At 43.5% G+C, this 16,059-nt stretch carries 12 protein-coding genes and 1 pseudogene; 7 read left to right on the top strand and 6 right to left on the bottom strand.

The features are described 5' to 3' along the window. Nucleotides 1-18 precede the first annotated feature (18 nt). Entirely contained in the window at nt 19-1,596 is a 1,578-nt protein-coding gene (locus LEP1GSC047_RS13220) for an LA_3751/LA_3752 family putative glycosyltransferase (protein ID WP_020988845.1), read from the bottom strand. Nucleotides 1,597-1,726: 130 nt separating this feature from the next. Here LEP1GSC047_RS13220 and LEP1GSC047_RS13215 point away from each other — a divergent pair, with 130 nt between their 5' ends. Both LEP1GSC047_RS13215 and LEP1GSC047_RS13210 read left to right on the top strand, forming a co-directional pair. After that, complete coding sequence (locus LEP1GSC047_RS13215) at nt 1,727-3,262, top strand: LA_3751/LA_3752 family putative glycosyltransferase (RefSeq protein WP_020988830.1); 1,536 nt, start codon at nt 1,727-1,729, stop codon at nt 3,260-3,262. A 15-nt stretch (nt 3,263-3,277) separates the two neighbouring features. Next, nucleotides 3,278-4,528, top strand: a complete 1,251-nt coding sequence (locus tag LEP1GSC047_RS13210) for an acyltransferase family protein (RefSeq protein ID WP_010418939.1) — start codon at nt 3,278-3,280, stop codon at nt 4,526-4,528. Here LEP1GSC047_RS13210 and LEP1GSC047_RS13205 read toward each other — a convergent pair. The 4 genes from LEP1GSC047_RS13205 to LEP1GSC047_RS13190 form a co-directional block, all read right to left on the bottom strand. Further along, nucleotides 4,485-6,575, bottom strand: a complete 2,091-nt coding sequence (locus tag LEP1GSC047_RS13205) for an O-antigen ligase family protein (RefSeq protein ID WP_010418938.1) — start codon at nt 6,573-6,575, stop codon at nt 4,485-4,487. The two genes, LEP1GSC047_RS13210 and LEP1GSC047_RS13205, sit on opposite strands and share 44 nt — an antisense overlap. A 52-nt stretch (nt 6,576-6,627) precedes the next feature. Then, a complete protein-coding gene (locus LEP1GSC047_RS13200; protein WP_010418937.1) occupies nt 6,628-8,115 on the bottom strand; it encodes an FAD-binding oxidoreductase in 1,488 nt (495 codons plus the stop codon). A gap of 32 nt (nt 8,116-8,147) precedes the next feature. Next, complete coding sequence (locus tag LEP1GSC047_RS13195) at nt 8,148-8,888, bottom strand: SDR family NAD(P)-dependent oxidoreductase (protein ID WP_039935088.1); 741 nt, start codon at nt 8,886-8,888, stop codon at nt 8,148-8,150. A gap of 109 nt (nt 8,889-8,997) precedes the next feature. Then, nucleotides 8,998-9,777, bottom strand: coding sequence for an arginyltransferase (locus LEP1GSC047_RS13190; protein ID WP_010418935.1), 780 nt, complete (start codon nt 9,775-9,777; stop codon nt 8,998-9,000). Nucleotides 9,778-9,892: 115 nt separating this feature from the next. On the opposite strand from LEP1GSC047_RS13190, the gene LEP1GSC047_RS13185 reads away from it, so the two are divergent. The 5 genes from LEP1GSC047_RS13185 (at nt 9,893) to LEP1GSC047_RS13165 (ending at nt 14,314) form a co-directional block, all read left to right on the top strand. Then, nucleotides 9,893-10,207, top strand: coding sequence for a hypothetical protein (locus tag LEP1GSC047_RS13185; RefSeq protein WP_010418934.1), 315 nt, complete (start codon nt 9,893-9,895; stop codon nt 10,205-10,207). Further along, nucleotides 10,204-10,611, top strand: coding sequence for a ribonuclease HI family protein (locus LEP1GSC047_RS13180; protein ID WP_010418931.1), 408 nt, complete (start codon nt 10,204-10,206; stop codon nt 10,609-10,611). Before LEP1GSC047_RS13185 ends, LEP1GSC047_RS13180 begins: the two co-directional genes overlap by 4 nt. A 131-nt stretch (nt 10,612-10,742) precedes the next feature. After that, the gene (locus LEP1GSC047_RS13175; protein WP_010418929.1) at nt 10,743-11,012 is read left to right on the top strand and encodes a hypothetical protein; all 270 of its coding nucleotides are present in this window, start codon (nt 10,743-10,745) and stop codon (nt 11,010-11,012) included. Further along, nucleotides 11,009-12,322, top strand: coding sequence for a CCA tRNA nucleotidyltransferase (locus LEP1GSC047_RS13170; protein ID WP_010418927.1), 1,314 nt, complete (start codon nt 11,009-11,011; stop codon nt 12,320-12,322). Before LEP1GSC047_RS13175 ends, LEP1GSC047_RS13170 begins: the two co-directional genes overlap by 4 nt. Nucleotides 12,323-12,676: 354 nt before the next feature. Then, nucleotides 12,677-14,314, top strand: coding sequence for an outer membrane beta-barrel protein (locus tag LEP1GSC047_RS13165; protein WP_010418925.1), 1,638 nt, complete (start codon nt 12,677-12,679; stop codon nt 14,312-14,314). A 274-nt stretch (nt 14,315-14,588) separates the two neighbouring features. Here LEP1GSC047_RS13165 and LEP1GSC047_RS13160 read toward each other — a convergent pair. After that, nucleotides 14,589-15,982, bottom strand: a pseudogene (locus tag LEP1GSC047_RS13160) (IS4 family transposase). Nucleotides 15,983-16,059: the final 77 nt, after the last annotated feature.

Below are 16,059 nucleotides of genomic sequence, written 5' to 3'. Positions count from 1 at the left end.
CGATGGATCCTGTCACTCTTATTTCGGAGGCCGGCTGTTTAAACTTCCCGTCCATATTCGAATACGATCCGAACGAATATCTTTGGGCGCGATTAAATACGTCCGAACGATTCTTTCCAGTTCGACATCGTTCCATACCGTCTTCCGGAAACTTTCCGCGAATGCCGGGTTGGTTTTCATCGCCTCCTTCATTCTTGCATCTATTTTATCCAGATCCATATGAAAGAGTCCGACTTTGGCTTGCGGCCAATTCGCTTTGAGTTTCGGGAAAAGAATCTCCAAATCGGAAGTTTTAGATACTCGGAATATGATTTTGTGAAAGTAATCCGTTCCGGACATGTAGGCAATCGAGTCGTCGGGAAAAATCCAGATATCCGTTTCCGTAGAATTATACAATCGATTATTGAGAGTCTGTTGTTTTCGACCCTCCGCGATGAATTTGATCCCTAAAATTCCCATCAAAAAGGAAAATCCGATACAAAGGAGCAAAACGAATTGAAGCGCACGGTACTTACGTTTTTTTTTCATATAATAAAAGTATTTAGAAAAAAGAATCACGAAAGGAAAAACGACGGGTCCGAAAAAACGAGGTCCCCAATTCGTGAATCCATCGTTCGGCACGATTGCGAGCACAGAAAAAATATAAGTAATCGTGGACCCGAAGATAAGGCGATTATTGCGGGATAATTTTTTCCAGGAAAAAAGAAGAATCGGAAAGAGAATCAAGGCCGCCGGCATATAACCGAAATATCCGAGTTTAAATCCGCCAAAAAATAATAGGCTTTTTGCCCACTCGAGCCGCATCACGAACGGCACACCCAATCCTTCGCGATTGATCAGGTATCGAGGACCCAATGGATGACCGTAATCGAAATAATTAAAAAGAAGAAAGGCTCCGACCGTAATTCCCGCACCGGTACAAAAAAGTAAAACGCGCGAGGGAAACTTGAATTTTGTCTTCGGTTCGGTTAAGAAAATCCATGTTGCGAGGCTGGCGCAATAAACGAGGCCCTCATGACGGAACCAAACCGTTAAGCCGCAAAGCATGCCTGCGAAAAGAATCCTCCATTCCCCTTCACTTCGTACTTTAACAGTAAACGTTAATGCTAGTAACGAAAATAAAATAAAAACGCTGTGCTCTGAATATTCTACACCGAGAATCCATAGGAAAGTCGCAAATACTGCGGTCATTAAAACGAACGAAGTCGGCTTCCAGTATTTCGCGAAAACGAATAAGGAAAGCAGCAGGCCGAAAGCGCTCGCATACGGTAAGGACGACAATCCTAGAAGCCAAATCCACGGAGCCGAAATCGCAGCGAATGCTATCGGGAAGGCGCTCAAGTTCCTGCCTTGAATTTGCAGAAAGACATTTCCCTGTTGAGGAAAGTACCGAAATTCAGGATCGGCGACCCGGCCCGGATAAAATAATTCTTCGGAAAGAAATCGGTTTTTCAATAACGAGAAGGACTGAACAGCTTTGTTGTGAATGTCCCAATTGAATGAATATTGCGGTTTTAAATAGGCCACCGATCCGAACAGGACAAACGCTAAAAGAAAGAGGACGAGGCTTCTTCGGATTTTTGTAGTAAGAGACATGAATCGCCATTATCCTCGCGAACGTCGCCGATGATGTAAAGGAAAATCCTCGGTTCTAATCCTCGCCCCGCTTCTAATTCGACGGGAGAATTTACTTGACCTCAGTCCGAACGTACATTTCCTATCTACAATGTTCCAAGCCGCATCGTCTCGACTGATTTCCTTCGGAAATACGGCAAAAGGATTCATGACCTTAGGTGTGGTCTTTCTACTCTTTTTCTTGGCGTGGCAATATCAGACAGGCATCCGAGTCGGAGACGGCGCGATTAAGCAACAACAAGTTGCGGATCTGCTCATCCAAGGGTTTCCCGATTTTTCCTGCAGATATTTCGGAAAAAATTTCGATCCGGAATTTCGTTTTTTACCCTTAACGATGGAAAAAGGCGCGACGATGGTTCATGCTTACAAGGGCAAATGCTATTACGTCTTTCCTTTTTACTACGCGGCGATTCAGGCGCCTTTCGTTTTTATTCTGGGTAGGTTCGGAAGTTTTCTCGTTTCCTTAATTTTCGGCACGTTAACTCTTCGCTCGCTGTATTTGCTAAGCCAGGAATTGAAACTCGGCGATAAGTTTCGATTTCTTTTCCTGTTCTTTCTGTTATTCGGTTCCACATTTACTCTGTTTGCGACCGACTTATCGGAGTATATTATTTCGATCGGAACAGTTACGTACGGTTTTTATTTTTTATTTCGCAATCATGAAAATGAAAAGACTCGGGATGCGATTTTTGCAGGACTATTATTCGGATTTGCGGCTTTCTTTCGCCAGGAGGTGGTCTTACTTGCAGGATCCTTAATCTTGGCTCAGGCTATCCTAAAACCGAAGGATATTCGCCTAGTTTGGTTCCCTCCTACCTTCGGAATTCTGTTTTTGATCCAGGCACTCTGTAATTATATGGTAGTGGGACATCCCCTCGGATCGAGAGGATATCTTCAATCCTTTAACTCCCAGGAATACGATGTGTTTGCACAAGCGGCTTTTCTCTGGGAACTACTAGCGTTCGGGCACGGTTCTTTGGGGCTACTCGGAGCCTACCCGATTTTGATTTTTACCTGGAAATATGCGTTTGCAAAGAGTGAGCATCGAATAGCGTATATCGGAATTCTTTTTTTCATCCTTTTCTCGGCAATTTTGACTTCCACAAAATTCTGGCAGGGTGTTTTATTCGGTCCTCGTTTTTTACTGACTGTCACTCCTATCCTTCTTCTTTACGCGATAAAATCCCTGGAAGAAGCCGGAGTCTTCCGGAGGAAAATTCACCGGATCGTTTCAATTTCGCTTATATCCTATTCCATAATCGGCTCCCTTACCTATGATGTTCTTTATAGAAAATTTACGAAATCCATCATCGAAGAACGCCGGGAATTGGATTCATTCTCCGAAAAGGTAATCATCTATCGTAACGGCTCCGCCTTATTTCCGCCGAATTCCTTCGAAACGGAAAGAATGGTATTCGAACTCCCGAACGAGAAGGAATTCGATATCCTTTTGAACGGGCTTTATAAATCCGGTATAGGAAAATTTACGATGATCGGCGCTAAAGATTTTTATTCTGCCGACGCCTTGATCCCTCGTTCGCGCGAATTCGAAATTTCCAGGATAGCTTTCAGAAAAAGCCCTTCCATCAACATGGAAACCGCGGAATTTCGGCCGACTTTAAAATGACCCAGGACAATCCTCATGTCAGCTATTAAGCATTATCTTTTTGGAATATTCAAATACGATCCGAGAGAAATCGCGCCCTTAAACGGACTCCGCACACTTGCGTATTTTTTAGTCATCGGCACACACATGTATCGCCCGTTCGAGCCTTATATAAAAGAACCGAACGATATCGCCCGAAACGTCTTCAATTCGGGAAGTTTGTGCATGGATATTTTTTTCATTCTGAGCGGATTCCTGATTTCGGGACCTCTATTTAGGGAGCTGGATCGAACCGACGATATTCGATTAGGCGTTTTCTTTTCCAAACGAACGATCCGGATATTTCCGCCTTACTTTATTTTTTTGTCGATTCAAACCTTCCTATTCATTCCGATATTGATGAGGCTTCAGCCGGAATCGATGGAGGCGTTAGCCAAGTTTCAAAGCACCGCTATATTCGATTTTCTGTATATATCAAATTACTTTTACGGGACGGTCCCGCATGGATGGTCCTTATCCCTCGAAGAGCAATTTTACCTGCTCTTTCCCGTCTTTTTGTTGCTGGTTTTTAAGCGAATACCGAAAAAATTCCGATTTGCGTCCCTATTGCTATGGATCGTCATTCCGACTATTTATCGATTCTTCATTTACAAATATATGATCGAAGGAGTTACGGATCCGATTCGCGCAAAACAACTTTACAGCGGATGGATTTACTACCCCTTGCAAGGACGCCTCGATTCCCTATTCGCCGGAATCATATTGGCCTATACTCTCAATCGCTATCCGGAAAGAATATACGCGTTCTTAGACGATAAACGGAAAAGCTCAATTGCTTTGGGAATTGCAATTGCTTCGATCGCTTATATTTCGATTTTTGTATTCGAATTCCAGTCTTCCCTCATGTCGATGGTATTTCGTTTCAACCTCAATACGCTCGCGTGGTTAATCATAGTCATTCTTTCATTGAGACCGGAATCATTCGTCGCAAAGATTTTCTCCCTAAAAATTTTCTCGCCGATCGCAAAATTATCGTATTGCTCTTATTTAATCCACTTCTTCCTAGTAGGGATCTTAACACCGGCGGTCGTTAACATCAAAGATCCTCATTACATGGACTTCGCGCTATGGTTTGTGCCGACCGGAATCATCATCCTGTGTTTCGGGTATCTATTCCATCTTGTGGCGGAAAGACCGTTTATGGTCTGGAAGGAATCCAAATACGGTAAGGAAGTGATTCTCGCTAAAACGGAGAACTCTTCTCTAGCGGCAACGCGAACGGATTGAATTTTTTCATATTTTCGCGGTAAAGGGCGTTGTTTGCAGGCGCCAATTCCTCCAAACGTTTATAGCAAGACCAAGGATTGGAGGAAGTTCCTACACAGCCTTCGAATCTTTTTACGGCGAGATTAAGGTATGACTCATCTCCGGTTTTTTTAAATAAGACCCGATTTAACTCCGCATTCTCCTGCAAAAATATCGCGTCCTTAGGAAATAAGGCGACTAGCTTCTCCGATATTTCGTAGGAATTACGCAGAAGAGGAACCTTACCTTCCGATAGGACCCTTTCATCCAAGACAAGGTCGTTTAATAGATTTCGATAACGAAACCCTTTAGTTAACGCGATTTCACTCGAGTGCAAATATTGAATCTGCAATAAAACGCAGGCGGACAGTATAAATGCCGTCGTTAAACCGATCAAGCCCCACTTTCCGATTCCGTGAGAAAGAAATTTCAAATTCGGTGCGGCATTTCTCGCCTTATCGACCGGCAGCGATGCCAGTAGCAACAGCGAAAATGCCATATGTAAACCCGGAATATTAAACGAATAATTCGCTAATGAATAAATCCCGAAGCAAAATAATGCGATGCGAAAGCCGAAGGATTTACTTTGAAATTTGATACGATCCGATTCAAGGAAAGGCGAAAGGGCACACAAAAAACAGCCTATCAGTCCTAGGACCGGAAGGATTCCCCAATTTAATCCGACTTGTAAAAAAAGGTTATGAACATGGATTCTTCCTAAATCTTCCTGCATAAAGATTCCGGGAGGGAGGTCCTGCGGATCGCCCCAAACGAGTAACCCCTTGTATTGGAACTCACCGATTCCGAACAGCCAATTGTCCATCAAGGCTCTGACTGCCAATCTCCATAGAAGAGTTCTTGCCCAGAGAGAATGGAAATTATCGAATAAGGGAAGTTTAAAGTTATGAAAGAATACCCAGGAAAAAATCAACAGTCCGACCAGCAGTATCCCGACGTATAATAAGCGCAATTTTTCCGAAATAAATTTAAGAAAAAAGAAAATGAATACAGTTGCAAAAAACGCAATATAGAGTCCACGAACATGAATCACGAATGCGGCCGCGGAAAGTAATCCCAGACTAATCAAAAAAAAGACCTTACCTTTCCAGCTCTTGGAATTAAAGAATCCGTGAACGACCCAAGGTATGGAAAGAGACAACAAAGTCGCGATATCGTTCGTATTGGTACCGGCGAGTATGGTCTTTTTTACGAAAATTAAGGATAGGAATCCGTTTTGAATGGAAAAAAATAAAAGTGCGGCAAACAAAAAGAATCCGCTTAGAATAAAAAGCGTTCCCACCGATTTCTCCACCAATTCTTCCCAGGTCTGATACCTGATGGTTAAAAAAAGGATGAACGCACATATCGGAATTCCCTGGAGAAAAAAGCCGTCGGCAAAATCCGCCATCGGGGCCCTGAAGCCGCCGTAGAACCAGGGTAATAACGCGTACAATAAGAAGGAAAATACGAAGAATTTGGAAACGTTTGTTCGAAAGACGCGAATCTCTCCGAATCCGAACAGTCTATCCGAAAGAGTCGCCAACAGGAAAAAGAACGGTAATGCCGCTTTATACGGAGTTTGCAACTGTAATGCTAAATACGGGAGGCTTCCGAAAAAACATGCCAGAATAAGATTCGTACCGATTCTCGACCGTCCCTGAACATATCGGACCATGAGGAAGACAATCGTACCGAGATACGCAAACCTCCCGAACAACTTTAAGCGAGGTATTTCCGTGTTGATTAGATACGCGATAAAAAGCGCCGTCGATACGGCCGAGTAAAGTAGGCCGAATGCGAAGCCTAGGTTGAAAATTCGATTGGCTCGAGGATCCTTCGCGAATCTCAAGTAGGCATAACCTAATCCTGCGAAGAAAAGTCCGCCGAGAATTAATTCGTAAAATGCGGTTTTAGAAACCGCCGGGTCGAATCCCATTCTAAGAAGAATCGCGGAGAAAAAGAATATATTTACGGCACGCTTTAGCGACTTAGAGTGTTCGCGAAAGAAGCCAAGCTTTGCTTTAAGCATTATGTAAAATTCCTTTCATACCGCAGGGACTACTTGGGAAAAATCATCCCTCCTATCGCCAAACCCTCCTATATAAATCGGACTCGAGTAAACCCTTCGGATCTAACTTCTTCTTTAAGGATTGGAATTTATCTAGATTTTTCTTCGGAAAGGCCCTTTTCACGATTTCAGGACGGAGAGTGCTATCCTTAGCGAAATAAAAACGTCCACCGTATTTCAGAACGATCTCATCCATTTCTTTCGCTAATTCCCACAGTCTTTCCTTATTTCCTTTCGTGACCGGAAAATCCATCGCCATCGAATATCCGTCCAGCGCATGCGTGAGTAGAAATTTATCCGGACGATGTTTTTTAAAGACTGCCAACCATGTGACAATCCCTTTTCGCTGACCTGCGGAAAGTAATTCCTCGAATCCACGCACTGCGTTTTCCTTAGGAATGAAACTCTGGTATTGAATCATCGCCCCTGGCTTGTACATATATTTCCAATTGGGAACGTAATCCAAAAGAAACGCATATTCGGCATGACCCTGCATATACGGTTTATTATTGTTTAAGAAACCTGAAAGCCATTTTCCTAAATTAACGAAACGCATACCGAATTTATTGCTGAACGGGTACATCAAAATCCACATCCAAGCTTTCGGGATGATTCCTAAAAATGTGGGAGGTAGAATTTGTTTCTCCACTTTGCAATTTTCCGGGAAATCCGGGTCCTCTCCGGGCTTCAAATGAACCGCTTTGTGGATTTGTCCCCGACCGAGACCTTTACCGGAACCGAACCCATCCACCCAACCGACCAAATAATCGGAGTTTTTATACTCCTTTTCGAAATAGTCGTACATTTCGCGTAAGTTAGAAGTATTCACGGGCCAAACTCTCATCTTTCCCGCATAAATCTTTTTTAATTTAATCGTAATCGTAAGGAAAGCGCCTAACATTCCGAAGCCTGAGATAGCGGAATAAAATAAATCCGAGTTCTTTTTAGGAGTGCAGACACTTTCTTTCCCATCGACGGTGAGAAACGTAAATTCAAGAATATGATCTCCGATCGGTCCGACCGCAAAATTATTCTTACCATGAATGTTCATGGACAGCGCCCCGCCCAGGGTAGGAAACATCGTACCGCTGACAACCGGAGGCCAAAAACCTCGTTCCACGCCGAACTCCCAAAGCTGTTTGATGGTTGCTCCGGATTCGGCTTTCAAGACTCCCGTTTTTTCATCGAAAGATAGGATCCGATTATAATCCTTACTATCGACAACCAATCCTTTTTGATTCGTCGCCGCATCCCCGTAACTACACCCGCCGCCTCGAAACGTAATTTTCGTTCCTGTTTTACGCGCGTACTCGAAGACATCATGAAAATCCTTGTCCGAACTCGGATAAAAAACCGGGCTAAACGAGGAATGATTCATTCCCCAAGCTTCGACTTTTCGGGGAGGCCCTAGTTTCGATTCAAAGGCGGCGAGATTAAACGATTCGCTTTTCTTTTTAGCGGGAGAAGTTCGTGTAGATTTCTTTTTAAGAGCAGTAGCCATGTCTTGCCTACCTTACTAGTAGCTGTTCGTATTTATATCGATAGTCTTCGAAAGATAAACGAAGGAATAGATCGAATGATCAGAGACACAAGTGCCCAGCGAGCCGGAACGTAAAAATCTTCCTTACCGGAGTCGACTTTATGAAGGATCACCTCGGCCGCTTCCTTTGCAGTGATCAGCCAGAGAAGTCCGGATAATCCCGCCGTCATGGGTGTTTCGATCATTCCGGGACGAACCGTGACGACTTGAATTCCTTTTACGGCTAATCGATTCCTAAGAGCTTCTAAATACGTAGTCATCCCGGCCTTCGATGCATTATAGACCGGATTTCCGCGTCGTCCCCTGTCCCCGGCAATCGAAGAAATTCCGATAATTTTTCCCGACTTTTGATTTTGAAAAAACTTTGCCGCCAAATCCAGCCAGGCAACGCACCCTAGAAGATTTACTTCCAGCATTTCCAAATCTTTTTCAACCGAGAATTCTTCCGGTTCTATTCTATGCATTACGCCCGAGGCATAATAAATCTCATCTAGGCCACCAAGAAACTTTATCGCTTTCGCAAACGTCGTAGAAACTTGCGAATACTGGGTTACGTCATGCTTAGCTATGAAAACTTGATCCTCTTTTACGCCCTTAAAAGAGCCTGCGATCTTTTTCAATTCCTTGTCTCGTCGAGCAAACAAGGCAACCTTGTTACCTTGTCCGATAAGTTGGGAGGCGATTTCTTTCCCAATGCCGCTAGACGCCCCGACGACGATGATCTTTTTAGCCATACCTGCCTTTTTAAGGAATTGAGTTCCCCTGACAAGTCTTTCTAGAAGCTTTCTCTCCGGTCCCAAAGCTTATCCGTTACTATATTTGAAAGGATTTATGAATTCGACATCACAAACGACTACCGTCCATGTTCATCTTAGAAAAATACTCCTTTAAGAATTTCTCGGATTCGATCCATTCTCCCGTTTCCTGATCTAAAATTTCAGCAGGTTTCCAATTTGCTTTATAGTTCATTTTTTTATGACCCGGAAGAAATAAGCCCAGGTGGTAGTCTTTATAACCGATCTCTTTAGCCCAGAGAATCGATTTACCGATTAAAAACTTCCCCAAACTTCTGTCCTGATACTCGGAATCAAATACGGAATAGACCGCAGACACGCTAAGCGTACCTCGATCCAAGAGAATCCAGCCTAGCAATATTTCCTCTCTTCGAATTTGCAACTCTATCGAATTTTCGGAGCCTTTGTACATTTGTGCGACCATCGTCTCATGCAATTCTAAGTCCGTACTGCCATAACTTCCGGGGTGACGGGATTTTTGGTATTTTATGTAAAGTTCTATCTTTTCGGAAGTAATTTCCGGATTAGAGACGTTAACAGATAAGTCCGAATTTTTTTTCAGAAGCTTCTTCAGATTTTTGGAAATCGTAAATTTTTGCAAAGGCAGTCGGTAGCTCAAACAATGGCTGCAAGTTTCGCAGGCTGTCCTATAATAAGAATTCCCGGAACGCCTAAAACCGGATGCTAGTAAAAAATCCATGACCGAACCGTCCGGCGGAACGGAGAGTAGAAACCCCTTTACCTTCGATTGTCTTCCCGGATAATACGAGCATTCGCTTGAAGGCGATGCGCCGATTGATTCCAGGAAACGCAGATATCTTAGATTCATCGCATCAAATCTTCCAAAATAAATTTTTAACGGAATCGAAAGGATCTTCGAGGACTCTCAAAGCGGATCTTTTTTTCCGTTGCCAAGGAAAAGCTTCGGCAGGATAGGACATTCGATGGCGTTCCGTCTTTTCGTTGAAAATTTTACCCGTTCTTCCGCGTATCGAATGGCTTTCGGTTTAACCGGACTTAGTTTTCTCTTTTATTACCTTGGCCTTCCCTGGCTTTTATTTATCTGCCTAGGTCTCGGCTTGCTGTGTTTGCTCGCGGGAATCTTTTTCCCGGCAGCCTTCGACGAAATATACAGGACTTCGCAATCGATTCTTTTGGGCAGCCTATCTTTTTTTATATCTTTGCTGATTCTAATCGGATATGTCTTTTTTTGGAAACCGATTCTTTTTCTTTTCGGGAAGCGGGAAGAGCAAAATTGAGAAAATTCACGATCTTCTGCGACGGCGCTTCTAAGGGAAATCCGGGCCCTTCTTCGATCGGTGTCGCGATTTTTGAGGGGGAAGAAGAAATTCACTCTATTTCGGAAAGAATCAAAGACGGAACGAATAATACCGCGGAATGGGCCGCCTTAGAGGCCGGGCTGCTCTGGTGTTTGGAAAATAAGGCATCCGAAGTGAAGGCTTTTTTGGACTCGGAATTGGTGGTCAAGCAAGTGACCGGCGAATACAAAGTCAAATCCCCTCACTTGATAGAGGCAAAACGGAGAGTGCTGGCTTTGAGCTCCAAATTAGCCTCTTTCAAAATTGCGCATGTTCTTCGGGAAAAAAACAAGAAGGCCGATAAGCTGGCCAATCTAGCATTTTCGCCGACGGTCGAACCGTAAAATTCCGAAAAAGGACTTTCCCTTTCCACTTTCCTTTTAAATCTTTCTATCGTATGGTTCGGATCAAATCCATTTTGTTCTGCGTTTCGTTACTACTAGTCTTTCATTGCGGAAGCGATGTCCGCAGTCGGATGTTGGAACTAAAGAAAAACGGAAAGTTCCTAGAATTATCGATTCTCTGCGCCGCACACCCCGAGCTAGAATACAAAGATATTTGCGATGAGGCTCTGAAGGAAACTAGCCTGATCATAGACGGAATTCTTTCGCAGAAAGCGGATCTACCCTTCTTGAGAATTTCCGTAGACCAAAAAACCGGGAAACAGATCGAGGAACTTCTTTCTAAAAACGCTCAACTTCGCGAAAAGTACCTTCCTCTTTGGAAGAAGTTTACCCAAGAATGAAATTCCCCTCCGCTAAAGAACTTATCCAAGGCATACCTTCCCCCTATATAGAAGACCTACTAGAAATCGCGAACACCATTCAAAGCTTCGGCGGTAAATCCTATCTTGTCGGAGGATCCGTTAGGGATCTAGTTCTGGGAAAAACGCCTCACGAATATGATATTGCGGTTTCTCTTCTCCCCGAACAGATTCAAAAATTGTTTAGAAGAGTCGTGCCAACCGGTATTAAGCACGGAACCGTAACCGTACTGATCAAGGATCGATCCTACGAACTCACCACATTTCGTAAGGATGAAGAGTATAAGGATGGTCGACGTCCCGAGCAGGTTTCATTCGGGGTCAGTCTGAGTGAAGATTTAAAGAGGCGCGACTTTACGATGAATGCGCTGGCTCTGGATATTTTGAGAGAAGATCTCGTAGATGAACATGAGGGCCTGAACGATATTGCGGAAAAAACGATACGGACGATCGGCGTCGCCCGCTCCCGATTTGAAGAAGACGGGCTGCGCCCGGTCCGCGCCATTCGATTCGTATCCCAGCTCGGTTTTACGATTCATCCCAAGACGGCTTTGGCGATTCAGGAGAGTAAGTCCATCACGGCCAAGGTTTCCGCGGAGAGAATTCATGACGAATTCCTAAAGATCCTAAAAGCGAAGGACCCGAGCGCCTCTTTATCTCTTCTCCGCAAATTCGGAATCTTAGAACTTTTCTACGGAAAAGATTTATACGAAAATGCGAATCCTGCTTGGGAAGAGAAGATAAAATCGATCGCGGAATTAGCAACAGCGCCGGATCGGTTGCGAATCTCCTATTTTCTGAAAGCTACATTCGGATCGTCGGCTGTCGCGGACCCCGGAAAGCGGTTTTGTAAGGCGCTTCATTTTTCCAATCAAAGAACCAAGGATTCTCAATTTCTGTGCGGAATATTGGAAAACCTGCTTTCCTCGGAGAGTTCCCTTTCTTCTCCGATCGGACTCAGAAAAATATTATTGCATCCGATTGCGCAATATTCGGGAAAATCGGAAATCCGGCAGGTATGTTTGGAGCTGGCTTCTTTTTGGAAAGCTTGGACCGGACAGAGGGCATCTTGGGTCGATAGAGCCAAGGAAGTGTTGGAGACAAATCCCCCCCTATTGTTAAGCGATCTGGAGTTGGACGGCACTAGAATTTTAGAAGAGTTACCCGAAATTCCCGCTAAAAAAATCGGAGAAATACTAAAATCCAGCCTGGACTTAGTTTTGAATTTTCCCGAAAAGAACCAGCAAAGAATATTACTGGAGTTCGTTAAAACGACGTATCGGCTCAATTAAAAAACCGTCATATAGAATCCGATTCAAGAACGGACCCTGATAAGGCCGTAGATTTCTAAATGAAATAATTTATTCCGAAACGATACGAATCCCCGCCTTCGTCTACATCTTTTGGATGAATTTTAACCGTCGAAAGCCGGTTAGAACCGTAGCATGCCCATTTATTAGACAAATAAGCAATGTCTAATATTTAAGCACACTGTAAATCTACAGCAAATTTAAGAGAGTAAGACCAAATCCAACACACAAAATTTCCCTTTGAGATACGTTTTTGAGGCATATTTTGTCTCATTGCTTAATTTTTTTCTATTGGTACGCTAGTTGCATATAAAGCGGCATAGGAGATTTAGGAGAATGATGAGAACAAAAACAATCAGCCTCATTGCTTCCCTGGCCCTGATGAGTGCTTCTTCGGTTTTTGCCCAAGCCAAGAAGCCCGCAGCAGAAGCCGCGGTAGCAGCTCCGGCCGCCGCCGAGCCGGAGCCAGTCGAGCAAAAATGGTACGATAAGGTAGAGTATTCCGGATTCGTGGATGTGTATTATATGTACAATAATAACCCACTCCAAGGAAACTCTGTAGATACGACCCGCGCTTTCGAAACGAACAATAAAAACTTTGCGATCAACGCTGTATCCTTGGTTGTTCAGAAAGTTGCGGAGAAATCAACTCCCTGGGGATTCCGAGTAGACTTCCAAAACGGACAGAACAACGCATTCCAGGAAACACCCTACACCACCTCGAACCAAATTTACAATATGAACATGCTAAAGCAGGCATATGTAAGCTTTTATTTCCCGGTCTTAAAGGGGATGACACTGGATGTAGGAAAGATGGCTACGCATATCGGCTACGAGGTTCTCGAGTCGATGAACAACCCCAACTACTCGATAGGGGCCATCTTCCAGAATACGATCCCTTTCATTCACACCGGTGCCCGTTTAACCACTCAATTTAGCGATAAATGGTCTGGAACCTTTTATCTCTATAACAGTGGACAGGGAACCGGTTATCTCGCTCCTACTAGTGCGGCTTTGACGGACACCACTCACAGCCCTTATGTTGAAGCATACACTCAGCATAAATCGGTAGGAACTCAGTTAAAGGGTCAATTGATCGAAAATAAACTCGCGATCACCTGGAATACGATCTACTCTTCGGATATGGCAAACGGACGCGTTGATGTTCATCAGGCTTTATTAGCGAATGCTTTAGCTGGAGACCTCAATACTCCTGCATCAGTTTCTCCGACGGCACCGCGTAATCGATATAACAAAGACTATTGGTTCATGAACCATGCAATCTTATCGATTACACCTACCGACAGAATTCAGATCGACTTGGATTATACTTGGAGCCAGAAAGGGGGAACTCTATCTAACGGTGGATTGAACCAACAAGGTTATAACCCGAACAATGCGGTAACTCTCGGCGGACTCGCAATGGGTCAGGTAACGAGTGAAAACAACAAGAGTATCTACAAAGCTTACGGTATTTTTTCCAAATTCAAAATCAACGAATCTTGGGGAGTCAATATTCGTTATGAGTATTTGGACGATAAGCTAAACAACGGTGCGTTGAACACATTCGCTCCTGGTGCTTTCGGTACCACGGGTATCAATAATACTCTTAGTACCTACCAAGTGGCTACCGATACGGCAATTGCGAACGCTATTCTTGCAGCAAGTCCCAGGTTGAACGGAATTTTGAATAGTACCGCCGGTTTGGCCGAGATCAATGCCCAAGGCTATGCGACTGCAGCGGATTGGGTCAAATCCAAACTAAGCGATAACTATAAGCATTACAACGGAATGAACAACTACGGACAGTACAGAACCTTCACGATAACACCTGTTTGGAACTTTACTGAAAACCTTCTCATTAAATTGGATATGAGAAGAGACTGGTCCTTAGGTAAACAATTCGTCGACTCTTCCGGTCATAGAAGAAGCGACCAAATCGGGTTTACTCTCGGAGTTGTAGCTAAGTTCTAAATTGTATTCTTTCCTAAGGTATGGGAAAAAGAATTGAAAAAGGCGTCCCCCAAGGGCGCCTTTTTCATTTTCAATGCAGATGACAGAAGCTGCTCGAGGTTTGGAAAAGTTACAGAAGTAGAGGAAAGATCTCCTGTACACAGGAATTTTTCTCTAGTACGTGGAAATTTCGTTTATCAATGTTCTGCCCTCTGTCTTCTGTCCTCTGCAAACCCGGAGAGTAGAATTTACTTAATAAACCCCGCCCTTGTGGGCCATAACCTTACCCACAAGTCTATTTCTGTGTGAATAATTTATACATGAAGGCCAGATCCAAAAGTCGGGTTAGACCTTTGAATATGGTTAATGGTCCGGGAGGTGTGTCCGACTTCCGGGCTAAGTGACCTCCTAATTTTGCAATCCAATCCAGAACCGTACTTAATTCGGGTTCTTCCTTCGGAGGCTTGGATGTTTCGTAGAGTCTACAATATGCACCTTTCCATTCAAAAGGTTCGAACATAATCGAAGCTTTTAGACCGGGAATATTTCTGCCTAAGAATGTCAGCATCATCACCCTCCAAGCTACGACTGCACTGACTGCAATACAAGCTTTGAATCGATTGCCAAATTTAAACTGAGTAGATTCTATCATGCATCCGGACTTTAGAATTTTGAAATAGACTTCGATGCCCCAACGACTTTTGTAATAGGCGATAATTTTCTTTGCGTCTTCCGAAGTTTGAATCGGAATTGTCGTTAAAAATTTCCATTGAATCGATTCATCGGAAGACCCATTAATCTCCGTTGCGGATACGGCATACATATCTATACTTTCAAATTCCTTAAATTTAGGAGGCTTTATTGATAACTTTTCGAATCGAATTTCGATTTGGGCCTCTCTGCTGGCTTTTCCTTTTTTTCTTGGAACTGAAATCGTGTATGTATCTACAGGCTTCAAAGTTTCAAGATAGGACCAAGAATGTTCGCCACCTTCGATCCTTCTGTCGTAAACCGCACGTATAAGCAGATCCGGTGCATTTTCACCGGCCTTTACATATTCATGAAATAGTTCGAAAACATCCGCTTCTCTATCGCAAATAAATATATATTTCGCATCCGAATCTTCGGCGAATTCGCATGTCGCTCTATATCCTTGAAGCCATTTTATGCTTTCCTTATTTTCTATAGGCGTTTTCTTTCTTACGTCCCGAGATAAGTGCTTTGAACCTAAACTTAAACGAGTCCACATCTTAAAATCCAAGATTCCTAAAGGTATCCCTTCGGTCGTAAATGCTATCGAAGGATGTAAAAGAAGTCCCTGGTCGAATTCGGAATTCATCGGTCCTAAACCTTCGACTCGAACTCTATTTCGATAATAAATTTCTGTTGTGTCGCTTAATACCAAAACCGTTTCTTGATTTTGAAGTCGCTTCTTTGTTGCGATTGAATGCGGAGTAACAATCTTTTCCGCCGATACATTCGGATTGGAAAAAAAACGATAGGCTGCTTTAGTCCCGGCCCAATTCCCGAATATGTCAGGTAAGCTCGAATCAGTTCGTTTAGACATCGCACTTATGATTTTTTTAAACGCTTATTTAATCGCTTATCTCCAAGATTCAGCGACAAAAACTCCTCTTCGATCCAATCTAAATCGGTTTCAAAAGTACTACTCCAATGTTTAGTCTTCATCTTAGGTCCCATCTAGATCTAAAGACTAAAATTATGAAAAATCTAGTCTTTTTATCCGTCTTGTGGGTAAGGTTATG

Source organism: Leptospira inadai serovar Lyme str. 10 (genome assembly GCF_000243675.2).
In the GTDB taxonomy this organism is placed as follows: domain Bacteria; phylum Spirochaetota; class Leptospiria; order Leptospirales; family Leptospiraceae; genus Leptospira_B; species Leptospira_B inadai.
The sequence above is the reverse complement of the archived record's forward strand: the minus strand, read 5'-3'. Positions and strand labels throughout refer to the sequence as shown.